The sequence below is a fragment of the Parasphingorhabdus sp. genome (assembly GCF_036963805.1).
GTDB lineage: Bacteria > Pseudomonadota > Alphaproteobacteria > Sphingomonadales > Sphingomonadaceae > Parasphingorhabdus.
On the sequence record NZ_JBALUN010000004.1, the window covers coordinates 203,933 to 227,373 of the forward strand.

A 23,441-nucleotide genomic window follows, 5' to 3' on the forward strand; every position below is an offset into this window, starting at 1 on the left:
AGCCATAAAGGTGAAATAATGGAGACACGGTCCAATCATATTCTAGTGGGTGTTTTTACCTTGACCTTGCTTGCCTTATTGGCGGCATTTCTGGTCTGGATTGTCCGCTTTGGTGACGGCGAGCAGAAGCAATATGATATTTTCTTTGCCCAGTCGGTCGGTGGTTTGGCCAAGGGAACCAATGTCACTTTTGCAGGTGTTCCTTCGGGCCAGGTTCTGAACGTCGAACTTTGGAAAAAAGATCCGAACTTCGTGCGGGTCCGTATCTCGGTCAGTGAAGAAACGCCGATATTGCAAGGCACGACCGCAACCATTCAAAGCATCAGTTTTACCGCACCGCCGAATATTCAACTGGATGGCGCAGTTAAAGGCGCGCCGCCGATTACTGACTTGGGACCGGAAGGTGTGCCCGTCATCCCAACCAAACCGGGCGCTTTGGGCGAACTGCTTAACAGCGCGCCGCTTGTGGTGGAGCGATTGGCCACTTTGACCGACCGTCTGACCTTGCTGCTGTCCGATAAAAATCAGCAATCCATCGAAGGGATTTTGGCCAATACCGAACAATTGACCGGTAGCCTTGCGAAGCAGGCACCCAATCTGGATGCATTAATGGCAGAATCGACCGTTGCTATACGCAATGCGGGCGAAACGGCTAAAAAACTATCTGTTATGGCGGATAATGCCAATCAACTTTTGAGCGATAATGGGGAGCCTTTGGCGAAAAACCTTACCAAAACTTTGGCCGCTGCTGAAAAAAGCATGGCTGCCTTGGCCGTGGTATTGGATGATGCGCGCCCCGGGGTTAGGCAATTGGGGACCAAGACATTGCCGGAAGTCGATCAACTGGTTCTGGACATGCAGGGACTAACGAAGTCACTGACATCCGTCACAGAGCGGCTAGATCAGGGCGGGGCAGGCTCGTTGCTATCCGCTCCAGCGCTGCCAGATTATGAACCAGGCAAATAGAGGGGCATCTCAATGAAACGGCAGGGATTCATGACCATATCGCATAAAGTAAAATCCTTGGGGCTATTGACTGGCCTCGGGCTCCTCAGCGCTTGCGTCAGTTTTGGCGGCGCCGAGCCACCACCCTTTCTTTTGTCGCTGACATCTGATGCTCAGGTTGATGCTGGCGCATTACGCACAGGACCGCGCGATGGCGCTTTGGTTGTCTATTTGCCTTCGACGCCGCAGAAGATCAATAATTTGCGGGTACCTGTCCAGACGAGCACGACAAACATCGCCTATCTGAAAGATGCAACATGGGTCGATAAACCCGCCCAGCTTTTTCAGGGGTTGCTCATCGAAACCATTGCGGCCAAAAATAACCGGTTGGTGCTAACCTCGGTTCAGGCCCAAGGCCAAGCGGACGTCTATCTGTCCGGCGAACTGGTCAATTTCGGCCTCGACGGGCCAAGTTTAACCGTCACTGTCACCTATGATGCGGTAAAAATTCGCGGCGGAAAACCGGTTGAAAAACGGCGTTTTGAGGCACGTGAAACTGTTTCCGCTGCAACAGCGGGCCCCGTCGGAGAGGGTTTGAACAGTGCTGCCAATAAAGTGGCGCTGGAAGTGGCCGGCTGGATCGGTTGATCGGGATTGCTCTGCTCGCCAGTGCTGTTTAATTCGTCACAGCGTCACGCTTCGCCGTAAACAAATCCTTCCGGTTCCGGCCAATCCATTGCGGTTGCAGCCATGACCCGAAATAACCGCCCCATTTCATCAATATGGGTCAGCCGATGATGGGCGGCGCGGATAGCGTCGGCTTTTGGCGGGCTGCCCTCGGCCAGTTTCTGTGTCCGCTGATCAATGCCGATAGCTTTGAGCCATTGCCCTTGTTCAGCCGGGCCATGAACCGATAATAGCCGTGTTCTGGCAATATTAGCGAGGCTGTGAAAATTGACATGGGCCGTCAGGTCAGAGGTTCCGGGGCTATCAAACGGGCTGATCGGCATATGGGCCTTTACGGCTTGCAAGGTACTGCCCGTGCCCGGATGATCATAGCCATAGTCGATGACCAATATAACGCCGCCCTGTTTAGCGACCCGGCCTGCAATCTGTTCAAAAAGCGCGGCGCTGACGGGGGATGATTCGAGGATCGTTCCGGTGGGCAAGCCAGCGGATGATTTTGAAATCTGGTCGTCGCCCGCTTGCGGGTCCGGAATGGCGATAAATTTATTGCGTTCCCGGGCGATCAGGTGCCGCCGCCATCCTGACGGCGTTGCAATAAATTGTTCAATGGGCAAGGCATCGAAAAATTCATTGGCCACGATCAGCAACGGGCCGCTTTCGGGCAGATTATCAATTGTGTCGTGCCATGTTGCGCGGGGGTGAAGCGCGACCTGTTTGGTCTTTAATAGCGGACTGGTTTCGACAAAATGGATTTCGGGATTGCAGCCAAATTTTTCCATCGTGCGAAGCGCGTCCGAGGCAAGGGTGCCTCGCCCCGGTCCCAGCTCAACATAATGGGCGTCCTCAGGGCTACCTTTGCGTAACCATAAGTCCGACAGCCAAATGCCGATCAATTCGCCGAACATCTGGCTTATCTCCGGCGCGGTAACAAAATCGCCATCCTCGCCCAGCGGGTCTTTGGCTGCATAATAAGCCGCGTTGGCGATGCCCATATATTCGCTGAGCGTTATTGGCCCCTCACGGTCGATTTTATCAGAGAGAATATGCGCTGCCGATTCGCTCTCAGGCAACGCTTTTGTCTCCGGCTGTGGGTTCAACACGAACCCGGCGGCCTTTGGAGGTGAGTATCAGGTAGATACCCAGCAGCAACATTGGCACTGTGAGCGTCTGTCCCATGGTCAGTCCCCAGCTGAGATTTTCAAGGCCTTTGTCCGGTTGCCGGAAAAATTCAACGGTGAACCGGCTGAACCCGTATACCAATAGACCAGAACCGACCAGTTTGCCTGGATGGTAGCGCGCGTCGGTTTTCCAGAAGAGAAGTGATGTGATGATGAGATAGACTATCCCTTCCAGACCGGCTTCATAAAGCTGGCTGGGATGGCGCGCGACTTCACCGCCCATGGGAAAAATAATCGCCCAAGGGACATCGGTAGCGCGGCCCCAAAGCTCACCATTGACGAAATTGGCGAGTCGGCCAAAGAATAGGCCGAATGGAACGACACAGGCGATATAGTCGCATATCCGCAGAAAACTGAGCTTTTCCTTGCGAGAAATATACCAAATTGCGAGTACCACACCCAATACTCCGCCATGGAGTGACATGCCGCCATTCCACACTTTGAAAATATCGACCGGATTGGAAAGGATCGCGGGTTGGTAGAAAAAGACGTAACCGAGCCGCCCGCCGATAATGATACCCAGTGTCGCGTAAAAAATCATATCGTCCGCATGACGCCGTGCCAGCGGCGCGCCCGGCTGAACGATCAGCTTGGTAAGATACCAATAGCCGATCAATATGCCAGCAAGATAGGCCAGTGAATACCATTTGAGCTGGAAAAAGCCGAGGTCAAGCGCGTTGGGAGACAGGCCTAATTCCTCAAATCGCGTAAAATGCGCTGCACTTGCAAGAATAATATCAATCAACTCTTTTCCCCATTCGGTTTCATCGGCATACAGTTAGGGCATATAACGGGAAATTCTCCGATACCAAGAGAGAAACCCGCAAGCCTTAATTGGGAGATATTCGAGATGTCATCGCCATTAGACGTAATGATCGACGAAACACTGGCTCTCATGACACAACCGGGACAGCTTTTGGAGCTCGATAGCATCCAAAAATATGGTGTGGATATGCCGGTGTTTAAGAACGCGCCGAGCAATTTGTCCGATTTTTTCGCTTTTTTCTGTGCCCAGCACAAGGATAAGGAATTTGTCGTTGATGGCGATATCAGGCTGACTTTTGAACAGAGCTACGCGGCAGCGCGAACCTTGGCAGGCGGATTAATTGCCGGACATGGCGTTCAGAAAGGTGACCGGATCGGGATCGCGGCTCGAAACTCGGCCAATTGGATCATTCTCGATATGGCAATCACCATGGCGGGCGGTGTCTCGACGAAATTAAATGGCTGGTGGCAAGGCGACGAACTGGCTGATGGTATAGAAGATGTGGGTTGTTCGATTGTTTTTGCTGATTCCCAACGCGCTGCTCGCTTGGCCGAATCTGGCCGTAATCATGGAGCAGAAGTCATTATTTTCTCGCATGGGGTGCTGCCGCTTGAGGGATTAAAGGCCTGTCTGGCGAAAGGCGGCGATGCGCAAACCCCGATCCCACAAATGGGGCCAGAGGATAATGCGACGATATTATTCACCTCAGGCTCTACCGGCAAGTCCAAAGGTGCCTATTCAGAGCATCGTGCGGTGGTACAGGGTGCGATGAGTTTCGTCGGCGCTTTTGCAGTGATGGCCCATTTGATGGAAAAGGCCGGTACGCTACCTGATCTTCAACCGACAACATTGGTCGCGGTTCCGCTTTTTCATGTTACTGCCTCGGTACCACTTGTTCTGGTTAGCTTTGCTATTGGCCGCAAGCTGGTGATTCTAAAAAAATGGGATGCCGAAGATGCTATGCGACTGATCGAAAAGGAAAAAGTAACCTATTTTGTCGGTGTTCCGCTGATGAGTATGGAGATTTATTCCCATCCCGAGCTTAACGACTATGATCTCAGCACCTGTGTCTCGATGGCCTCCGGTGGCGCGCCGCGACCCGTTGAACATGTCAAACGGATCAAAGAAGGCATGGGTAAAGGTTTCCCAATCATTGGTTATGGCTTGACTGAAACAAATGGGGTCGGCTGCTCTAACCAGAATGAAAATTATCTCGCCAAGCCGAATAGTACGGGCCGGGCAACGCCTCCGATCGTTGATGTCGGTATTCTAGACGATGATGGTAACAAGCTTTCACAAGGCGAACGGGGCGAAGTCTGTATTCGTACCTCCGCCAATTTTACCGGTTATTGGAACAACGAACAGGCAACCCAGGAAGCATTTACCGAAGATGGCTATTTTCGCACGGGGGATATAGGCTATCTCGACCCCGAGGGTTATCTTTACATTGTTGACCGCAAGAAAGAGATCATCATTCGTGGGGGTGAGAATATCAGCAGCCAAGAGGTTGAAGCAGCGATATATGGCCATACCGCTATAGCCGAAGCCTGTATTTTTGGCGTGGAAGATGAACGATTTGGCGAAGTCCCCGCCTTGGTTTACCACGTTAAAGCCGGTGAAAAACTGCCAAAGGATGAATTGCTCCTATTCCTGAAAGACAAGATCGCACCGTTCAAGATGCCGGTGCATATCTGGGAATATGAGGAACCGCTTCCTAAGCTTGGTACCGCAAAAATCGCAAAAATCGTTCTGGCTAAAAGGCACCGAGAGATGCTAACCGCCAACGCGTGAATATATCTAGAAACATACCCACTCCAGCCGCTGACCCGAGCAAGCGGCTTGTCAGGCAGCGGGACATTATCGATCGCCGGGATCTGGCCGAGACGATAGTAGCGCTGATCACCGAGCATGGCATGGTCAAAGCACGCCCCAAAATATTGCCATTGCTACAAAAGGCTCTTGCGGACGGCCGCGCAGAAATAAGCAAGCGACTGCTCGAAAAACCGTCTGCGGGCCATGAGGCGGCGGCGGCCCAGTCTTTTCTGATCGATCAGTTGGTACGGTTAATCCATGATATTGCCGTGAAGCATCAATATCCGGTCGGTAATCCGTCATCTGGCGAGCGCATCGCGGTGATGGCCGTTGGCGGCTATGGACGCGGTGAAATGGCACCCCATAGCGATGTTGATATCGCTTTCCTGACGCCGTTCAAGCAGACCAGCTGGACCGAACAAGCCATCGAAGCGATGCTCTATTGGTTATGGGATCTTGGCCTGAAAGTTGGCCAGAGCAGTCGTTCCATCGATGAGATGGTGCGGATGGCGAAAGAAGATCTTAGTATCCGCACGGCTTTACTTGAAGGACGTTATATCTGGGGCGATACCGGCGTTTATGAGGAATCCAAAGCCCGGTTTTTTGCAGATGTCGTGGCCGGAACGGATCGCATATTTGTTTCGGAGAAACTGGCTGAACGTGACGCGCGCCACGTTCGTATGGGCGATAGCCGCTATGTGGTTGAACCCAATGTCAAAGAAGGCAAGGGCGGTTTGCGCGATCTTCAGACGCTCTATTGGATTGGAAAATATATCCACCGCGTCGCATCGGCAGAAGAGTTGGTGGACGTAGGTTTGCTGACCGCCGATGAATTTAAGCGCTTTCGTAAAGCAGCGAATTTTCTCTGGGCTGTGCGCTGTCACATGCACGACATGACGGGGCGTGCCGAGGATCGTTTAACCTTTGATCTTCAGCCAGGTGTAGCGCAGCGGATGCGTTTCGCCGATCGGCCCGGCAAGTCTTCGGTTGAACGGTTCATGCAATATTATTTCCTGAACGCCAAAGTGGTCGGTAACCTGACCGGAGTGTTTCTCGCTCATCTTGATGAAACCCACAATGCCGGGGTTCGGCGCTTCATTCCCAAAATTACCCGGCGGCCGAAAAAGCTGAACGGCTTTACGCTGGATCGCGGGCGACTGTCTTTGCCGGATGAGCATTTCTTTGAAGAAGACCCTGTGCGGTTGATTGAAATTTTCCAGCTTGCTGACAAATATGAACTGGAAATCCATCCGCTGGCGATGCGCTCTGCACGGCGGGATGCGAAGCTGATTACCAACAAGATCCGCAAGGACAAGCGCGCCAATGCACTGTTTCTGGATGTGCTCTGTTCTCCGCGTGACCCCGAACTTGTGCTGCGATGGCTGAACGAGGCTTCGATTTTTGGCCGCTTCATTCCCGATTTTGGCCGCGTGGTCGCACAGATGCAATTTGACATGTATCACCATTATACGGTGGATGAGCATAGTATAAGAGCCATCGGCTTGCTCGCCCGAATCGGGAGCGGCGATCTGCATGAAGATCATCCCAATTCGACCGATACGATTAACAAATTGAAAAACCGGCGGGTGTTGTTCGTCGCAACCTTGCTCCATGATATTGCCAAAGGCCGGGGCGGCGATCACAGCGTCCTCGGCGCAGAAGTTGCGATGAAACTATGTCCGCGTTTGGGGCTGGAGCCCTATGAGACCGAATTGGTCGCTTGGTTGGTGCGCCATCATCTGTTGATGTCCGCCATGGCATTTAAACGCGACCTTTCCGATTTCAAAACCATTCAGGATTTTGTGAGTCAGGTTAAAAGCATTGAGCGGCTGCGCTTGCTAACCGTATTAACAGTTGTTGATATTCGCGCTGTCGGGCCAAATGTATGGAATAGTTGGAAAAGACAATTGCTGACCGACTTGTTTCGAGCGGCAGAAGAGATGTTACTCCTTGGCCACAAACAACGCGGCCGTAAGGAACGGATTGTTGAAAAAAAGGCGGTGTTGGAGGAGGCCTTGAATATACCCAAGCCGCAATTTGCAAAATTGGCCAAACGGTTGACCGACCCTTACTGGATTGCCGAACCCGACGATATTATAGCTCATAATGCCCGGCTGATGATACGCGCGGGCGATGATAATCTCGCCATATCGGCGGATGCCTATCCGGAACGCGGCGCGACCTTGGTAACGATTTATGCGGCCGATCATCCTGGACTTTTCTATCGTATCGCTGGCGGTATTCACGCCTCTGGCGGCAATATTATCGATGCCCGAATCCATACGACACGTGACGGCATGGCGCTGGATAATTTTCTGGTGCAGGATCAGCATGGCGCGCCTTTCGCAGAGGCAACGCAGCTTGAGCGGCTGAAACAAGCTGTTGAGGATGCGTTGGCTAATCGTTCGAAACTGGCCACAAAACTTGAAGCGCGGCCGCTGGCGCATGCACGCGCTGGTGCCTTTAATATTGTCCCGAATGCATCGGTGGATAATGATGCGTCCAATCGTTTCACGGTGATTGAAGTGACCGCACAGGACCGCCCGGCCTTGCTTAATGAACTGGCCTATGCGTTATTCGAATCAAAGATAACAGTTCATAGCGCGCATATTGCAACCTATGGCGAGCGGGCGGTTGATACTTTCTACATTACCGATTTGTTAGGCAGCAAAATTGCCAATAAACCTCGATTAAGCAGCTTGAAAAAGAAATTGATTGAAGCGGCTACGCAAAAAACATCTGCAAAAACATCGGCTTAACCGAGCTTGTCTTTTAAGGCCGCCAGCGCGCCGAAGGGCCCTGCCTCCTCTTCGCTTTTTAATCCCTGTTTTTCAGCGATGCTGTCTGCATCGGGACCGCGTGGATAGGGATCAAGGGCTAGATAAAGTGTTTGCGCAACGGCCTCGCCAAGATCGATTTGCGCCGCTTCATATTCAATCACGTCGCAATCCTCAGGCGCCAGTTCGATTTCTTCTTCGCTGGGCGGAATGTCGGTTTTTTCTACAAAGACGATATTAAATTCTTCAGTCAGGCTAACCGGAAAAGGCTGGCCACTAATGGCGCAAGCCTGATGCAGTTTGGAACGGATGGAGCCGGTGAAACAAATTTCGTGGACCTTGGCTTCCAGACGGTAGTCGACCACAAGTGTTTCGATGGACGGAAGCTCAAAGCGCTTGGCCAGCGCTACGCATTGATTTTCATCAGCCGTAATTTTTCCGGTCAACGGGGTTCCACCAATCTCGGACAGTTTAATAATCTTGGACAATTCCGGAGGTAGAAGCGGAGAGGATGTGCTCATGAGGAAACCTTCGCGATGTTGCCGGAAATAACCTGATCAATGCTAGTCTCGGTAAGCCGATGATGAACGTCGGCGAACCCTTTGGTTGTGAATGCCAGCGCCGCCGGTTCCGGCATCTCATCGCGATAGAGGTTGCGAGTCAGCGCTGCGTCAAGATTGGCGTTGCCGGTCAACCCCTCCCGATAGGCACCCATTCGGCCACCAAGCGCACCCATAATTTCTTTAATACGTTTGCCGACAACCATGTCGCCAATACCAATTTGGCGAAGCTGCCCCTCCATATCATCGACAAATAATTCGGTGAGCCAAGCAATTTCTTGTCGGGCTTCTTCGTCTTGATCCAACCTAATCATAACGGCGCATAATATCGCGGCAATCATATCAAAGCGGCCATCCAGCGTGTCGGGAACCGCGCCTTGCTCATACCAATCCAAATCGCGACCCTCGGCAATTATAGCCGCGTAAAGCGGCTGCATCACCAGATTGGCGTTTTTGCGACCGAATAACTCGCTTATGAATGACATTATATTTCAGACCCCGATTATTTAGTGGATGCCGCCAGATGACGGTCGCTTATGTTAAGACTACATACAGGGCATATTGATATTTATATCGCGAGATGCAATGGGCGTTACCATAAGCGGGAAATAATCTGCTATCATGATCAAGACCACCCTAATTCCGGCCCGAAGGCCATTGGGTGGTCGTTTTGGAGAATAGAGTTGATGCGTAGCCATTTGAAAATGCCCAAGATGAAAATGCACATCGTGCTGACCGGGCTGGTCACAGGCGGGCTATTACTGTCCGGTTGTTCGCAAGTGCGCGGCCATCAAGGCTATATTGTTGATCCGGTGCTGACCAATGCGATTCAACCCGGCATTGATAACCGGCAATCGGTAGAGGCTTCTCTGGGTCGCCCGACATTCACCGGCCAGTTTGACGAGAATATTTGGTATTATTTGTCACGTGAGACAAAGCAGTTCGCGTTTAACACGCCGTCACCCAAAGAGCAGATGGTCATGCGTGTAACTTTTGATTCGTCAGGTAATGTCGCTGCGATTGACCGCACTGGTCTGGAACTGGTCGCCAATGTCAGCCCAAGCGGTGATAGCACTCCGACACTGGGCCGTGAACGCTCTTTCTTTGAAGAGCTATTCGGCAATATCGGCGCGGTCGGTTCTGGTGGCGCGCAGGGTGGCAGTAACGACCCAACCCAGCCTTAACTCGATTTTGCCGCTATAAACGCTTATCTCGACAGCTTAGCTGCGAGTGGCATCGCTATTTTGCGATACCACTTGCGGCCAAAACTGCCAGCGTAACCAGCTCTGATGCTGTCGACGCCATGGTCGCAATCTGTACAGATTTCTCAAGACCGACCAACATGGGCCCGATCACCGCATCGCCGCCCAGTTCGCGGAGCAATTTTGCGGACAGATTGGCCGATTGCAAACCGGGCATGACCAGAACATTGGCAGGTCCAGATAGCCGGTTAAACGGGTAGTTCCCCATTAGTTTCGGGTTAAGTGCGACATCGGGTGCCATTTCGCCTTCATATTCGAAATTGACCCGACGATCATCCAATTCGGAAACGGCCTCGCGAATATTTTCGAGCCAACGACCCGCCGGATTTCCGAATGTTGAATAGCTCAGGAAAGCTACGCGAGGTTCATGGCCCATTTTACGCGCGACGGCAGCGGTCTGCTCTGCAATGTCGGCCAGTTCTTCGGCTGAGGGCCGTTCATTGACCGTCGTATCCGCCATGAATACCGTATGGCTTTGTCCTACCATAACGTGAATGCCGAGGGCTGTACGGCCTTTTTCGACGTCGATAACCTTCGCGATATCCTTAAATGTCTGGGAATAGGGCCGCGTTACACCGGTGATCATGGCATCGCCCTGGTCCATCGCAAGTAAAGCCGAGCCAAAGATGTTGCGGTCCTGATTGACCATGCGTTTAATGTCCCGCTCCATATGTCCTTTACGTTGCAGCCGCTCATAAAGCATGTTGACCATATCAGGGACGAGCGGACTGTTACGGGAATTGTGAATTTCAAAGCGATCCGGATCGCTGACACCCAGTTCCAGAAGCTTTGCGCGCACACGGTCATCGCGGCCGACCAGTACGGGCGTGCCATATCCGCCGTCCTGAAACTGGATCGCTGCGCGCAATACGACATCTTCTTCTGCTTCTGCAAAAATCACCCGTTTCGGCGCGATGCGACAAGCTTCATATGCCTGCGTAAGCACTGAGGTCGTCGGGTTAAGTCGCGCTTTCAAGCTCTGGCGATAAGCATCGAGATCTTCAATCGGCTTTTGGGCAACGCCGCTGTCCATGGCTGCCTTGGCAACCGCTGCGGAAACGACATCCATCAAGCGCGGATCAAAAGGCGCGGGAATGATATAGTCTACGCCGAATGTTGGCGCTTGTCCGCCATAAGCCACAGCTACTTCTTCGGGGACCTGTTCGCGTGCCAATTCCGCAATGGCATGTGCGGCAGCGATTTTCATTTCTTCGTTGATACTTGTGGCCCGAACATCCAGTGCGCCCCGGAAAATGAAAGGGAATCCGAGAACGTTATTGACCTGATTGGGGTAATCGGAGCGTCCCGTCGCCACAATTGCGTCGGGCCGTGCGGCCTTGGCATCGGGCGGAGTGATTTCAGGATCGGGATTGGCCATGGCAAAGATGATTGGCTGAGGTGCCATATCCTTGACCATTTCCGGTTTCAGCGCCCCAGCGGCCGAGAGCCCCAGAAACACGTCTGCGCCTTTCAGCGCATCATTGAGGTCGCGGGCGTCGGTATCAATCGCATGAGCGGATTTCCACTGATCAACATTGTCGCGGCCACGATAGATAACGCCGCTTCTGTCACACATGGTGAGATTATCATGCGCCACGCCCAAAGATTTAATGAGCGAAGCACAGGCAATGGCTGCCGCGCCGGCGCCGTTTACCACGACCTTAATATCTTTGATGTCACGATTGGTGAGCAGGCAGGCGTTGATAATCCCCGCTGCAGCAATAATGGCAGTACCGTGCTGGTCATCGTGAAACACTGGAATATTCATCTGGTCGCGCAAAGTCTGTTCAATGATGAAACAGGCGGGTGCCCCGATATCTTCGAGATTGATGCCGCCAAAACTAGGTTCCATGATACGAACCGCATTAATGATGGCGTCGGTATCTTCACTGTCCAGTTCGATATCAATGGCATCGACATCGGCAAAGCGCTTGAACAATACCGCCTTGCCTTCCATCACTGGCTTGGAGGCGAGGGGGCCGAGATTGCCAAGGCCCAAGATTGCGGTGCCGTTGGAGATGACGGCGACCAGATTACCTTTTGCGGTATAGTCATAAACTTTGGAAGGATCTTCGGCAATGGCGCGCACGGGCACGGCTACTCCGGGAGAGTAAGCGAGGCTCAGGTCGCGCTGCGTTGCCATCGGTTTCGAAGCGATAATTTCAATTTTTCCCGGCCGTCCGTGGGAATGGAACAATAATGCTTCGCGCTCTGAAAATTCCACGTTGCTTTTATCTTTGTCGGCCAAATTATTTCTCCATGTTTCAGATTTCGGCATGTGCTACCAAGCTGTTGCGCGTCCCGAAAACGTGCCTACTCCGAATGATAGGCGTTGGGCAAGGCCTGCTATAATGCTGATTTAGATTAATGGAATCCGATTCTGGAATCGTGGCTCTTTTATGTGTCGTCATAGTTCGCTATCGCTTCGGCCATGGCCACAAAAATACAGTCTGAAAAATCAAAGAAAACGGAAGCTGAGGCCGCTGCACTGCCAAAGCTGACTCCGATGATGGAGCAATATTTCGCTTTGAAAGAACAGGCGAAAGACTGTCTGCTTTTTTATCGGATGGGTGACTTTTTCGAATTGTTTTTCGAGGATGCCAAACTGGCTTCTGCGGCGCTTGATATTGCGCTGACCTCGCGCGGGAAAAATGCCGGAGAGCAAATTCCCATGTGCGGTGTTCCTGCCCATGCAGCGGAAAGCTATCTCGCTAAACTGATCCGTGCCGGTTTCAAGGTCGCGATTGCCGAGCAAACCGAAACACCGGCAGAGGCGAAAGCGCGCGGCGGATATAAGGCGCTGGTGGCGCGGGACATCATTCGCTTCGTTACCGCAGGTACGTTGACGGAAGACACACTATTGGATGCACGATCGGACAATATGCTGGTCGCCATTGCGGAGGTGCAGGGGCAGATCGGTATTGCGGCGGCCGATATTTCGACTGGTGATTTTGAATTGTTGGAAATTTCCGATGATGCGCTGATCGCTGAATTGTCGCGTATTTCGCCGTCGGAAATTATCTGCTCGCCTGCTCTCGTGGGGCGGTTAGATAAGGCTACGGAATGGCCGAAAGAGGATTTCGACAGTCAGAAGGCGGAGCGCAAGCTAAAGGCGCTTTTGGGTGTGTCGACCCTTGATGGATTTGGTGATTTTTCCCGTAGCGAGCTAGCTGCGGCGGGCGGCTTGATCGCTTATATCGAACATGCCGCCCAAGGGGATACGCCGTTTCTCAAGCCTCCGGTGCAGCGTCATGCCGGTGAATATCTACTGATCGACGGCGCGACACGCGGCAGTCTGGAAATTGAGCGGACGATGGCGGGGGAGCGCAAAGGCAGCTTGCTCGGCAATATTGACCGTACGGTGACGCCCGGCGGCGCGCGTCTTTTGGGGCGGGATCTTGCCGCGCCATTGTTCGACGAAGCCAAGATTAATCTGCGCCTCGGTATGGTTCAATGGTTCCACGACGCGCCAGCTATTCGCGACACGGTGCGCGATGCACTGAAAGCTATGCCGGATATTAGCCGCGCCTTGGGTCGGATATCGGCCGGTCGGGGTAGCCCGCGCGATCTAGGTCAGATACGCGACGGTCTGAGTGGTGCACGGATTTTGCGGGAACGGCTCGCGCTCGATATGGCGCTTCCTGATTTGATGAACACGTTGCTTCCCGCGCTGGATGGCCATGCCGCCATGGTGGACTTGTTGGAACGTGCTCTGGTTGAAACGCCGCCCACCGAGATGACCAAGGGCGGCTATGTCGCGATCGGCTATGATCCGGCTCTCGATGAGTTGCGCAGTGCTGGTTCCGATGGCCGCAAAGCAATTGCGATACTGGAGGCCAGTTACCGCGAAGCCACAGGGATCAATAGCCTGAAAATAAAGCACAACGCTGTGCTGGGTTATTTTGTTGAAGTACCGGCGCGCCACGGGGATGGGTTGATGGCCGAGGATTCCGGCTTTACCCATCGCCAGACTTTGGCGGGTGTGGTCCGGTTTAATTCGACTGAGTTGCACGAAGAAGCGGTGCGGGTAACGCAGGCTGGCGCGCATGCTTTGGCGGCAGAAGCGGCGCATTTCGAAGAATTGGCTGACAAGATATTGGAGCGCAAAGATGCGATAGCGATCAGCGCCGATGCACTGGCGCGGATTGATGTGGCTTCGGCGCTCGCTGAACGCGCGGTTGAGGGACAATGGTGCCGTCCGGCATTTGCCGACGGAAACGTGCTCGATATTCAAGCGGGCCGTCATCCGGTTGTCGAGGCGGCGTTAGGTGTCGCGGGCGATCCCTTCGTATCCAATGATTGCGTGCTGTCCAATGACGAACGGCTGTGGTTGGTATCCGGCCCCAATATGGGCGGTAAATCAACCTTTTTGCGGCAAAATGCGCTGATCGTGATTCTCGCGCAAGCAGGCAGTTTTGTCCCTGCCGCTTCGGCCACACTAAGTTTAGTGGACCGCCTGTTCAGCCGGGTGGGGGCGTCGGATAATCTTGCACAGGGGCGGTCTACTTTCATGGTCGAGATGGTCGAGACTGCCACCATCCTCAGTCAGGCAACGGATAAGAGCTTCGTCATTCTCGATGAGGTGGGCAGGGGAACCTCGACCTATGATGGACTGGCGCTGGCATGGGCGGTGGTTGAGGCGGTGCATGAAACTAATCAGTGCCGCTGTCTGTTCGCAACTCATTATCATGAGCTGACGCGGCTGGCGGATCGGCTCGATGCGATGTCGCTGCACCATGTGCGTGCACGCGAGTGGAAGGGCGATCTTGTTTTGATGCATGAACTCGCCAAAGGTCCTGCTGACCGCAGCTACGGTCTCGCGGTGGCGAAGCTGGCCGGTATCCCCAAACCGGTATTGAAACGTGCTAAGTCGGTGCTCGACAAGCTGGAAGCGGGCAAGGCCGAAACCGGCGGTCTTGCGGCTGGGCTGGGCGACTTGCCTTTATTTGCCGCCAGCCTTGCCGAGGATGATGAGAAAACCGATATGCTTCGGGTTGCCTTGCGCGAACTGGACATTGATGCGTTAAGCCCGCGTGATGCGCTTGATCAACTATATGCGCTAAAATCCGTTTTGGAACAGGAAGAATAATGAACCGCTGGATCATCATTATCATGTCTGCGCTGCTTCTTGCTGGCGGCCTTTATGTTTATAGTTCGCGTAGCGCTAATGCCGAACCGTTGGAGATCGGCGCGGATGCTCCCGATTTTGAAACAACCGGCGCGTTGGGAGGAAAGCCGTTTAAGATCAGCTTATCGGACAAGTTGAAAAAGGGCCCGGTAGTTCTCTATTTCTTTCCCAAAGCTTTTACAGAAGGCTGCACCATTGAAGCCAATATGTTTGCCGAAGCGACGGCCGATTTTGAAGCGGCTGGCGCGACCGTGATCGGTATGTCCGGCGACAGCATGGAAGAGCTATCCAAATTTTCAGTCGAGGAATGCCGGGACAAATTTGCCGTTGCCCGTGCCGATTCCAGCGTGATGGATGGTTATCAAGTCCGTATGGAACCGGCGCTCGCGCTGGCCAATCGTATCAGCTATGTAATTGACCAAGACCGCAAAATCGCATTGGTACATAATGCAAAAAATCCTAAGGGGCATGTGCAGATGACGCTCGAAAAAGTGAAACAATTAGCGCGTGCAAAAATAGCTGTGCCACCTGAAAATTGATAAATATGTTGCATTTGCGATGAAGCTGGATTGAAAGGCCGCATGACTGATCAAGAAAAGAACCAAGCTGGTAATCACGCGCCCGATCCTGCAATGTTGGCCAAGGCAGAAACCCTAACCGAGGCCTTGCCCTATTTGCAGCGCTATGCTGGCAAGACATTTGTCGTCAAATATGGCGGCCATGCGATGGGTGATCCAGCCTTAGCCCGAAATTTTGCCGAGGACGTGGTGTTGCTGAAAGCCGTTGGCATTAATCCGGTGGTTGTTCATGGTGGCGGCCCACAAATTGGTGCGATGCTGGAACGGATCGGCGTCGAAAGCAAATTCGTCGATGGGCTGCGGGTCACGACCAAGGAAACGGCCGAAATTGCCGAAATGGTCCTGTCTGGCGCGATCAACAAGGAGTTGGTGAGCTGGATTGAACGGGCCGGTGGCAGCGCCATTGGTATTTCCGGCAAGGATGGCGGTTTTGTGAAAGCGGCCAAGCTGCGCCGCACAGCCCGCGATCCCGACAGTAATATCGAACGGATTATTGATCTTGGCTTTGTTGGCGAACCCAAACGGGTGGACCGGAGCGTGGTCGACATGATCTCAGCCGCGGGTATGATTCCCGTCATCGCACCAATTGGTGTTGGCGAAGATGGTCATACCTATAATATTAACGCAGACACGATGGCAGGCGCGGTTGCGGCGGCGCTGCGGGCCTCGCGCCTGTTCTTACTGACCGATGTTGCCGGCGTCTTGGATAAGCAAGGCGAGTTGCTCACCGATCTTAAACCTGCTGATATCAAGCGTCTTCAAAGTGATGGGACAATATCGGGCGGAATGATCCCCAAGCTGGAAACCTGTGTTAATGCAGTGGTCAAAGGCGTCGATGCGGCCGTTATATTGGATGGCCGCGTGCCGCATGCGATGCTGCTTGAAATCTTTACCAGCAAGGGCGCTGGTACGCTGATCCGGGATGATTTCGAAACGGTTGATTAATTGCCGAACTGTATTATATTATTGATACACTAAAATACTGGCATTGATTGCTTGGCTTATTTGGCCACAATCGGTTAATGGCGGTCAATAAATAAAAAGGTTTGGGTCCATGTTTTTTGCTTTGTTTCAGATTATCGCCATATTGTTGAATGTCGCGATTACCGTCATTATCGTCCAGGCGATTATGAGCTGGTTATTGGCTTTTAACGTGATCAACCTGCAAAATGACATTGCACGGGCCATTTGGACGACAATCGATGCCCTGACGGCACCCATTTACAGGCCGATCAGACGGATTATGCCGGATTTCGGATCAATAGATTTGACGCCGATGGTGGTTATTATCAGTATCATCATTCTTCAGGATGCAATTCTTCCACCGCTGAGCGCGGCTCTTATCCCTATATTGTGAGTTTCCCTTTATGACCAAGCGCGCAGCAGCGATTATTGACGGCAAAGCCTTTGCAGCGGGCCTGCGCGAACGGATCAGAGAAGCTGTTCCGCAATTCCAGAAACAGACGGGCCGCTCCCCGGGACTGGCCGTGGTGCTGGTCGGCGACGATGCTGCTAGCCAAGTCTATGTGGCTTCTAAACATAAGGCGACAATCGCTGCGGGCATGGAAAGTTTCGAGCATCGTTTGCCAGCCGATACGGTGCAGGCAGATTTGATCGCTTTGGTTGAAAAGCTAAATGCCGATGAAACGGTGGACGGGATTTTGGTGCAATTGCCGCTGCCAGACCATCTTGACGAAAAAGCCGTCGTTATGGCGATTGATCCGGATAAGGATGTCGATGGCCTGCATGTCATAAATGCCGGTCGGCTAGCCAATGGGGAAGAAGCATTGACGCCGTGCACTCCGCTGGGCAGCCTGATGCTGCTTAAGGACCAATTGGGCGATCTTTCGGGTCTAAACGCTGTCGTCGTCGGGCGCTCCATCTTGGTGGGAAAGCCGATGGCGCAGCTTTTGCTCGCTGAAAATTGTACCGTCACCATGGCGCATAGCCGGACGCGCGATCTTCCTGATGTGGTGCGCCGCGCTGATATTGTTGTCGCTGCCGTTGGACGGGCCGAAATGGTCAAGGGCGACTGGCTGAAAGACGGTGCTGTCGTGATTGATGTCGGTATCAACCGGCTGGCCCCGGAAGCCGGGCAAGCAAAAGGCCGGTTGGTCGGTGATGTGGCGACTGCCGAGGCTATGGATCATGTGCGCGCGATTACACCCGTTCCCGGCGGCGTTGGGCCGATGACCATCGCTGTGCTATTGCGCAACACGTTGGTCGCGGCATCTGCGCGCGCGGGTCTCGCTAAGCCAGAAGGATTATAATCATGAAGCGCTTATTTGCGATATTAGGATTGTCATTATTCCTGACAAGTTGCGTTAGCAATGGCGGCCCAAATGACCGCGAACGCTTCTTGCGCGCAGCAGGCAAGCCGGTCGCCAACCCCAGCGATATTGTAAAAGTAGAGCTCTCCTTTGCACGCCTTGCCGGCGAAAAGGGCCAATGGACTGCTTTCCGTGAAACCGCTGCGGCGGATGCCATCATGTTTGTGCCTGAACTGGTAAGCGCTCCCGTCTGGTTGAAGGGCAAGGCTGACCCCGCGCAGGCAACGGATTGGCAACCCCATAAAATCTACATGTCTTGTGACGGCAGCATGGGTGTGTCGACCGGCGCTTGGCAAGGTGCCGATGGCAGCACAGGCTATTACACCACGATTTGGACCAAGCAGGATGCCGAAGACCGGCGTCAGCGCGGTAAAGCAATCGAGTGGAAATGGATTTTTGATCATGGCGTACCCTTGGATAAGCCATTGGCGGAACCGGACTTCGTGACAACACGGGTCGCGACCTGTTCTAAAGAGTCTCTTCCGATTGTGGCTGCCACATCGCATGGCGACAATAACAAAAGCGGATTTTCCAACGATCGTACGATGTTCTGGAGTGCAGAAAGTTCTGCTGATAAATCCCGGTCTTTATTGATCCGGATGTGGAATGGTACGATATGGGAAGATATTGTTTTTGACGATGTGGTCGCACCAATTAAATGATTGAGCTTTTCCTCTCTGCCTTCATTACGTTTTTCGTGGTAATTGATCCGCCGGGCTGCGCACCGATTTATGCCAGCCTGACCGGAAGCGCGCCGCCGAGGCAGCGCCGTATTATGGCGATCCGCGCGGTTATTGTCGCGGCGCTTATATTGGCAGTTTTTGCGGCCTTTGGTGAACAACTGCTCGGTGCCTTGGGTATCAGCTTAGACAGTTTCCGTATTGCAGGCGGTATCATGCTGTTCATCATTGCGCTCGAAATGGTGTTTGAGAAACGCACCCAGCGCCGCGAAGACCGCGCGCAGGAAATAATCGACCAACCGGAAATAGAAGATGTTTCGATATTCCCCATGGCCATGCCGATGATTGCTGGACCCGGATCTATCGCGGCGGTGATGTTGTTAATGTCACAAAATGAGGGATTAGAAAATTCGCTGATAATAATGGCGGCAATGGTCGCCGTATTGTCGCTGACTCTTACCGGATTATTGCTTGCAGGGCCGCTGATGCGCGTTTTAGGCGGCAATGTCGAGGCGGTGTTGACGCGGGTCTTAGGTGTGTTGCTCGGCGCTTTAGCGGTGCAGTTCGTTATCGATGGTTTGAAAGCGAGCTTTTAAGAGCATCGCATATGATTGCTGTTTCGAACCTGATCCAGCAATCGAGATTATAGTTTTCGCGCTTCTCCGATAAGCATAACCGGTACACCCTGTTTAATTGGATAAGCCACTCCAGCGGCCTCGCTGATCAGTTCCTGCGCTTCTGCATCATATACAAGCGGTGTCCGCGTCATCGGGCACACTAATATGTCGAGCAAGCCTATATCGAATAGGCCGGGCGCGGCATCATTTTCTGCGTCTTTCATTGCAGTGTGACGCGGCCTTCGTCGCCATCCTGCCGACCAAAAAACTCCAGCAATTGAATGATGAGTTCCGCCCTGTTGGACAGGCCGTCAACCTCCAGCAACGCTTGTTTGGAAGCTGCATCAAAGGGCGCTATCTGGGCAATGCCGTTGACGAAAGACATGTCATCGAGCCGCCCGATACTATCCCAATCTATTTGATAGCCTTGCAGTTCCGCAAATTTGCGCGACTCTATCTCTAGCGCGGCCCGTTCTGCGCTCGCCAGCACTTCATCGATTTCGGCATTTTCTTCCACTTCTGCCCGCACCTGTCGAAAGGCGGTGGAGGCATCAATCTCTTCAATGACCCGGAATCGGGACAGGCCTTCTAATATAATGTTGAAACACCCGTCATCCAGTGCTTCTATATCGATAATCTTGCCAACACAGCCGATATCGAATAAATCCGGTACGTCGCCATCTGTCTTGGGCTGGATCATTCCAATCTTCCGATCCCTCGCCATCGCGTCCTTAATCAGCGCACGGTAGCGATCTTCAAAAATATGCAAAGGTAAGTGCATGCCCGGAAACAGCAACGCCCCGGCCAGCGGAAAAATCGAGATACGTTTACCTTCCATCACTATCCGAACAATATCGCGGATAGCTTACGCCGGGTTGCAGATACCCATTCATCTTCAAGGCCGACGACTTCAAATAGCGAGAGCAATTTTGCCCGTGCCGCGCCGTCATTCCATTCCTTATCTGCAGCAATAATCGTAAGCAGATGTTCCGCCGCGCCATCATGGTCGCCAGATGCGATCATTGCGCTGGCAAGATCGAAACGCGCCTGATGATCTTTAGGGTTGGCCGCTACGGCTGCACGCAATGCTTCTGTTTCGCTTTCATCCGGCTTGTCTTTGGCTAGCGCAAGAGCCGCACGCGCCCGTTCGACGGCTGGATCATTGGCCAAGTCCTCCGGTACGCCGGCCAAAGCCGCTTCCGCCTCGGGTAGATGTTCAGCTAAAATCAAAGCACGGACCAATCCGCCTATCGCATCGCCATTATCAGGAGCGATATCTGCGATCTGGGCAAATATACCTGCCGCCCGTTCGCCATCACCTTCGCTGAGGACTTCTTCTCCCATGGCAAGCAGTGGGACGATATCCTGTTTGGGTTCCTCGCCATCGGTATTAACCGGAAGCTGTGCCAGCAATTGGTCCAGCATCTGTCCCAGCTGGCTTTCAGTGCGTGCAGAGGTAAGGTCGGCCACCGGCTTGCCCTGAAATATGGCATAGACGGTTGGAATGGACTGCACCTGGAACTGGGCAGCGATAAATTTATTCTCATCGACATTGAGCTTCGCGAGTACCACACCCTTGTCGGCATAAGCGGCGGCGACTTTCTCAAGCACAGGGGTCAGTGCCTTGCATGGTCCACACCATTCAGCCCAGAAATCGAGAATCACTAATTTGTTCATACTGGGGGCGACAACAGCCTGTTGAAATTCTTCAACCGCTTTTTGCTCGTCCACTGTTAATCCTGCTGTCGCCAATTGCTACTCCTGTAAACTGCTGCGCCTGATTCCCTTCATTTTGGCCGTTTCTAGGGCTATTTCAGGTAGGAATCACGGACTATTTTCTTGTATATCCGTGCTTTATGTGGGGTCGGACTCGGCAAAGCCAAGCATATTTTTTCTTTTCATGGGCCTGGATTGTAAAATGGGGCTTGCCGGACCCAATAACCCATGCTAACCGCGCGCCTCAACTGCTGATGACGATACCCATGTCACAGCCGCCGAGCGGGCGTAGCTCAGGGGTAGAGCACAACCTTGCCAAGGTTGGGGTCGAGAGTTCGAATCTCTTCGCCCGCTCCAGTTTTTTTTTGGAAACCAAAAGTTTTGGAGCCAAAGCCAGCACGCCCAATTGCTTACGCAGTTTTTACTTCAAGCATGTTATAAACAGCTGGGATCGTCGTGCAGCTCGGCATTACCCTTAGTGAAATAATTTACCCGCCATCTTGTGCTGGCAACTGACCTTGAGCGATCGGATAATCCCGAACGAGACTTGTGAATGCTGTAACCGCTACTCCCAGTCCGATCGATCCGGTTGAAAAATCAACGGGATGTTGTCCTCTGTCCCTGATGGATTGCTCCGAAGCCCGCTCAATCCGCGAAAGCGCTGCAGCTTGTCGAGGCTCTGATTAACGAAAGATAACGGATCGCGTGGAATACTGGCCCGGTATGGCGCTTCACCGCGACTTTATCATTGGGACGCAATCCGTAAAAACCAAGCTTTGCTTTGAGACCGACTAGTTTATCGGACGGCATTGCCGATCGCCAGCGCTGGCAACGATGAAAATTAGTCCCGCTGGACTGGTCTGCGTCGTTAGGCCTCTGCGTTAAATGGTGGCATATTATTATTCAGGTTTTACGACATTCTCTATCGCGCCGATTCCGTCAATCTCAACTCGCACGACATCTCCGGTTTTTAGCCATTTGGGTGGATCCATTACGGCACCGACGCCGCTAGGTGTGCCAGTAAAGGCAATGTCACCCGGCTCCAGAGTCATGGCTTGGGACAGGCAGGCGATTTGTTCATAGCAGTTAAATATGAAATGCTTGGTGTTGGAATTTTGGCGTAATTCGCCGTTTACAAGACAGCGGATATTGGCGTTGTGCGGATCGAATTCGTCGGGAGTCACAATCCACGGGCCCAATGGCCCATGACTGTCAAAGCTTTTTCCCAGATTAAACTGACTGGTTTTGAATTGCCAGTCACGCACGCTCACATCATTCCCTGCACAATAACCAAAAATGACGCTGGGAGCATCTTTTACGCTCACATGACGGCAGCGTTTGCCGATAATGAAGACCAGTTCAGCCTCATAATCGAGCGCAGAAGAAACTTTGGGAAGTTGGATGCTGTCATAAGGCCCATTGATGGATGTTGATGCCTTACAAAACCACATTTGTTCATCGGGAATTTGCATGTCTGCTTCTGCAGCGTGATCCGCATAATTAAGGCCCATTCCCATGATTTTCCCTGGGCGTGAAATGGGGTTATGCAAATGCACTTCATCTAATGAATAGTCAGCCTTTTTGAACGCTAGGGATGACAATATTGGTTCAAGTGTATCCCAGTTTTTCATGACTTCGATCATTGTGGGGGGGGCATTGTCCATATGTTTTGCCAGATCGATGATGCCATCATTTGTAACTAGTCCGACCAGACGCGTTTTGTCGGTTGAGAATATAGCGATTTTCATGAGGGCTACTCCGTGTAATATATGGACAGTGTTTATATCGTTTCAGAAGATGACCGTTTCAGCCGCCAATCAGAATGAAGACAGCTATAGCAAAAACTGACCGAATGGAAAGTGTTTTCAGCGGCAGACACTCTTGTGATCACTGCAAGCGGGGCTTTAATCAGTTTTTAGGCAGAGTGCCTGCATTCATACTGACCAATTGGAAAAAATACTTGATTGAAAAATTCACACGCTTAAGCTGCCTATTTTGAAAATCAATTTTTTTAAAAAGGGATGAAAATATGTCGAAGTTAGCCGGAAAATTTGGAATGGTTACGGGCGCTGGGTCGGGGATTGGTCGGGCATCAGCCTGTCCGTCGTCAGATAATTTGAGACATATGCTGGCTTAAAATAGGCGAGTATTTGGTTCCATCTGGTTGGTTGATATTAGGCGGCGATCTTGCGGTATTGCAAGCGCCGATGTTCGATAGTTTTTCGTTTGATCCTTTTTCGCTGTTTGATGATGGATTCTGCCCTGCCGAAGTAGGCATCGGCGGGTGTGACGTTTTTCAGGCTCTCGTGATAACGCTGGTGATTATAATGCTCGACGAACGCCTCGACCTGCGCTTCGAGATCGCCGGGCAGATAATAATTTTCGAGCAGGATGCGGTTTTTGAG

At 52.5% G+C, this 23,441-nt stretch carries 23 protein-coding genes and 1 tRNA gene; 13 read left to right on the plus strand and 11 right to left on the minus strand.

Translation table 11 applies throughout. The features are described from left to right. Positions 1–18: 18 nt before the first annotated feature. The gene (locus V7676_RS12780; protein ID WP_335660079.1) at positions 19–966 is read left to right on the plus strand and encodes an MlaD family protein; all 948 of its coding nucleotides are present in this window, start codon (positions 19–21) and stop codon (positions 964–966) included. 12 nt (positions 967–978) lie between these two features. Next, positions 979–1,593 (plus strand): ABC-type transport auxiliary lipoprotein family protein, encoded by a 615-nt coding sequence (locus tag V7676_RS12785; RefSeq protein WP_335660080.1) that lies wholly within the window; start codon positions 979–981, stop codon positions 1,591–1,593. Between the two features lie 44 nt (positions 1,594–1,637). On the opposite strand, the gene V7676_RS12790 is transcribed toward V7676_RS12785, so the two are convergent. Both V7676_RS12790 and lgt read right to left on the minus strand, forming a co-directional pair. Then, on the minus strand, positions 1,638–2,702 hold the full coding sequence (locus tag V7676_RS12790) for a class I SAM-dependent methyltransferase (RefSeq protein ID WP_335660081.1): 1,065 nt from the start codon (positions 2,700–2,702) through the stop codon (positions 1,638–1,640). Continuing rightward, positions 2,695–3,555 carry a prolipoprotein diacylglyceryl transferase gene (lgt, locus tag V7676_RS12795; RefSeq protein WP_335660082.1) on the minus strand — a complete coding sequence of 287 codons (861 nt, stop codon included), beginning with the start codon at positions 3,553–3,555 and terminating at the stop codon, positions 2,695–2,697. Before lgt ends, V7676_RS12790 begins: the two co-directional genes overlap by 8 nt. Before the next feature lie 105 nt (positions 3,556–3,660). Here lgt and V7676_RS12800 point away from each other — a divergent pair, with 105 nt between their 5' ends. After that, on the plus strand, positions 3,661–5,367 hold the full coding sequence (locus tag V7676_RS12800; RefSeq protein WP_335660083.1) for a class I adenylate-forming enzyme family protein: 1,707 nt from the start codon (positions 3,661–3,663) through the stop codon (positions 5,365–5,367). Then, positions 5,364–8,147 carry a [protein-PII] uridylyltransferase gene (locus tag V7676_RS12805; protein ID WP_442955442.1) on the plus strand — a complete coding sequence of 928 codons (2,784 nt, stop codon included), beginning with the start codon at positions 5,364–5,366 and terminating at the stop codon, positions 8,145–8,147. The genes V7676_RS12800 and V7676_RS12805 overlap by 4 nt, the downstream gene beginning before the upstream one ends. Here V7676_RS12805 and V7676_RS12810 read toward each other — a convergent pair. After that, a complete protein-coding gene (locus V7676_RS12810; protein ID WP_335660084.1) occupies positions 8,144–8,686 on the minus strand; it encodes a YceD family protein in 543 nt (180 codons plus the stop codon). The two genes, V7676_RS12805 and V7676_RS12810, sit on opposite strands and share 4 nt — an antisense overlap. Further along, positions 8,683–9,210, minus strand: a complete 528-nt coding sequence (locus tag V7676_RS12815) for a ubiquinol-cytochrome C chaperone family protein (protein ID WP_335660085.1) — start codon at positions 9,208–9,210, stop codon at positions 8,683–8,685. Before V7676_RS12815 ends, V7676_RS12810 begins: the two co-directional genes overlap by 4 nt. 201 nt (positions 9,211–9,411) lie before the next feature. Here V7676_RS12815 and V7676_RS12820 point away from each other — a divergent pair, with 201 nt between their 5' ends. After that, positions 9,412–9,909 carry an outer membrane protein assembly factor BamE gene (locus V7676_RS12820; RefSeq protein WP_442955443.1) on the plus strand — a complete coding sequence of 166 codons (498 nt, stop codon included), beginning with the start codon at positions 9,412–9,414 and terminating at the stop codon, positions 9,907–9,909. A 55-nt stretch (positions 9,910–9,964) separates the two neighbouring features. Here V7676_RS12820 and V7676_RS12825 read toward each other — a convergent pair whose 3' ends face one another. Then, entirely contained in the window at positions 9,965–12,235 is a 2,271-nt protein-coding gene (locus tag V7676_RS12825; protein ID WP_335660086.1) for an NADP-dependent malic enzyme, read from the minus strand. Between the two features lie 258 nt (positions 12,236–12,493). Here V7676_RS12825 and mutS point away from each other — a divergent pair, with 258 nt between their 5' ends. From mutS to V7676_RS12860, 7 genes are all read left to right on the plus strand, one after another. Further along, positions 12,494–15,076 (plus strand): DNA mismatch repair protein MutS, encoded by a 2,583-nt coding sequence (mutS, locus tag V7676_RS12830; RefSeq protein WP_335660109.1) that lies wholly within the window; start codon positions 12,494–12,496, stop codon positions 15,074–15,076. Continuing rightward, positions 15,076–15,654: a peroxiredoxin gene (locus V7676_RS12835; protein ID WP_335660087.1), complete on the plus strand. Its 579-nt coding sequence runs from the start codon at positions 15,076–15,078 to the stop codon at positions 15,652–15,654. The genes mutS and V7676_RS12835 overlap by 1 nt, the downstream gene beginning before the upstream one ends. Positions 15,655–15,696: 42 nt before the next feature. Then, entirely contained in the window at positions 15,697–16,638 is a 942-nt protein-coding gene (argB, locus tag V7676_RS12840) for an acetylglutamate kinase (RefSeq protein WP_335660088.1), read from the plus strand. A gap of 109 nt (positions 16,639–16,747) precedes the next feature. After that, positions 16,748–17,050 (plus strand): YggT family protein, encoded by a 303-nt coding sequence (locus V7676_RS12845; RefSeq protein ID WP_335660089.1) that lies wholly within the window; start codon positions 16,748–16,750, stop codon positions 17,048–17,050. A 10-nt stretch (positions 17,051–17,060) separates the two neighbouring features. Next, positions 17,061–17,963 (plus strand): bifunctional methylenetetrahydrofolate dehydrogenase/methenyltetrahydrofolate cyclohydrolase FolD, encoded by a 903-nt coding sequence (gene folD, locus V7676_RS12850; protein WP_335660090.1) that lies wholly within the window; start codon positions 17,061–17,063, stop codon positions 17,961–17,963. A 2-nt stretch (positions 17,964–17,965) separates the two neighbouring features. Then, on the plus strand, positions 17,966–18,685 hold the full coding sequence (locus V7676_RS12855; protein WP_335660091.1) for a hypothetical protein: 720 nt from the start codon (positions 17,966–17,968) through the stop codon (positions 18,683–18,685). Continuing rightward, positions 18,682–19,299, plus strand: coding sequence for a MarC family protein (locus tag V7676_RS12860; protein WP_335660092.1), 618 nt, complete (start codon positions 18,682–18,684; stop codon positions 19,297–19,299). Before V7676_RS12855 ends, V7676_RS12860 begins: the two co-directional genes overlap by 4 nt. A 47-nt stretch (positions 19,300–19,346) precedes the next feature. Here the strand turns inward: V7676_RS12860 and V7676_RS12865 are convergent, their stop codons facing one another. From V7676_RS12865 to V7676_RS12875, 3 genes are read right to left on the minus strand one after another with little or no spacing between them, the layout of a single operon-like run. Then, the gene (locus V7676_RS12865; RefSeq protein ID WP_335660093.1) at positions 19,347–19,544 is read right to left on the minus strand and encodes a Trm112 family protein; all 198 of its coding nucleotides are present in this window, start codon (positions 19,542–19,544) and stop codon (positions 19,347–19,349) included. Further along, positions 19,541–20,158 carry an LON peptidase substrate-binding domain-containing protein gene (locus tag V7676_RS12870; protein ID WP_335660094.1) on the minus strand — a complete coding sequence of 206 codons (618 nt, stop codon included), beginning with the start codon at positions 20,156–20,158 and terminating at the stop codon, positions 19,541–19,543. Before V7676_RS12870 ends, V7676_RS12865 begins: the two co-directional genes overlap by 4 nt. Positions 20,159–20,160: 2 nt before the next feature. Continuing rightward, positions 20,161–21,072 carry a tetratricopeptide repeat protein gene (locus V7676_RS12875; RefSeq protein ID WP_335660095.1) on the minus strand — a complete coding sequence of 304 codons (912 nt, stop codon included), beginning with the start codon at positions 21,070–21,072 and terminating at the stop codon, positions 20,161–20,163. A 246-nt stretch (positions 21,073–21,318) separates the two neighbouring features. Here V7676_RS12875 and V7676_RS12880 point away from each other — a divergent pair. Further along, a tRNA-Gly gene (locus tag V7676_RS12880) sits at positions 21,319–21,393 on the plus strand. Positions 21,394–21,681: 288 nt separating this feature from the next. Here the strand turns inward: V7676_RS12880 and V7676_RS12885 are convergent. From V7676_RS12885 to V7676_RS12895, 3 genes are all read right to left on the minus strand, one after another. Beyond that, positions 21,682–21,846 carry a hypothetical protein gene (locus V7676_RS12885; protein WP_335660096.1) on the minus strand — a complete coding sequence of 55 codons (165 nt, stop codon included), beginning with the start codon at positions 21,844–21,846 and terminating at the stop codon, positions 21,682–21,684. An 89-nt stretch (positions 21,847–21,935) separates the two neighbouring features. Further along, positions 21,936–22,784, minus strand: a complete 849-nt coding sequence (locus tag V7676_RS12890) for a fumarylacetoacetate hydrolase family protein (protein WP_335660097.1) — start codon at positions 22,782–22,784, stop codon at positions 21,936–21,938. A gap of 426 nt (positions 22,785–23,210) precedes the next feature. Further along, on the minus strand, positions 23,211–23,441 hold a 231-nt coding region (locus V7676_RS12895; RefSeq protein WP_335660098.1), incomplete at its 5' end, for an integrase core domain-containing protein.

Excerpts from the sequence above, each read along its gene's own strand:
- V7676_RS12780 (WP_335660079.1), top strand. The coding sequence starts at position 19 with ATGGAGACACGGTCCAATCATATTCTAGTGGGTGTTTTTACCTTGACC.
- V7676_RS12785 (WP_335660080.1), top strand. The coding sequence starts at position 979 with ATGAAACGGCAGGGATTCATGACCATATCGCATAAAGTAAAATCCTTG.
- V7676_RS12800 (WP_335660083.1), top strand. The coding sequence starts at position 3,661 with ATGTCATCGCCATTAGACGTAATGATCGACGAAACACTGGCTCTCATG.
- V7676_RS12810 (WP_335660084.1), bottom strand. The coding sequence starts at position 8,686 with ATGAGCACATCCTCTCCGCTTCTACCTCCGGAATTGTCCAAGATTATT.
- V7676_RS12815 (WP_335660085.1), bottom strand. The coding sequence starts at position 9,210 with ATGTCATTCATAAGCGAGTTATTCGGTCGCAAAAACGCCAATCTGGTG.
- V7676_RS12820 (WP_442955443.1), top strand. The coding sequence starts at position 9,412 with ATGCGTAGCCATTTGAAAATGCCCAAGATGAAAATGCACATCGTGCTG.
- mutS (WP_335660109.1), top strand. The coding sequence starts at position 12,494 with ATGATGGAGCAATATTTCGCTTTGAAAGAACAGGCGAAAGACTGTCTG.
- V7676_RS12835 (WP_335660087.1), top strand. The coding sequence starts at position 15,076 with ATGAACCGCTGGATCATCATTATCATGTCTGCGCTGCTTCTTGCTGGC.
- argB (WP_335660088.1), top strand. The coding sequence starts at position 15,697 with ATGACTGATCAAGAAAAGAACCAAGCTGGTAATCACGCGCCCGATCCT.
- V7676_RS12845 (WP_335660089.1), top strand. The coding sequence starts at position 16,748 with ATGTTTTTTGCTTTGTTTCAGATTATCGCCATATTGTTGAATGTCGCG.
- folD (WP_335660090.1), top strand. The coding sequence starts at position 17,061 with ATGACCAAGCGCGCAGCAGCGATTATTGACGGCAAAGCCTTTGCAGCG.
- V7676_RS12855 (WP_335660091.1), top strand. The coding sequence starts at position 17,966 with ATGAAGCGCTTATTTGCGATATTAGGATTGTCATTATTCCTGACAAGT.
- V7676_RS12860 (WP_335660092.1), top strand. The coding sequence starts at position 18,682 with ATGATTGAGCTTTTCCTCTCTGCCTTCATTACGTTTTTCGTGGTAATT.
- V7676_RS12865 (WP_335660093.1), bottom strand. The coding sequence starts at position 19,544 with ATGAAAGACGCAGAAAATGATGCCGCGCCCGGCCTATTCGATATAGGC.
- V7676_RS12870 (WP_335660094.1), bottom strand. The coding sequence starts at position 20,158 with ATGGAAGGTAAACGTATCTCGATTTTTCCGCTGGCCGGGGCGTTGCTG.
- V7676_RS12885 (WP_335660096.1), bottom strand. The coding sequence starts at position 21,846 with ATGCCGTCCGATAAACTAGTCGGTCTCAAAGCAAAGCTTGGTTTTTAC.
- V7676_RS12890 (WP_335660097.1), bottom strand. The coding sequence starts at position 22,784 with ATGAAAATCGCTATATTCTCAACCGACAAAACGCGTCTGGTCGGACTA.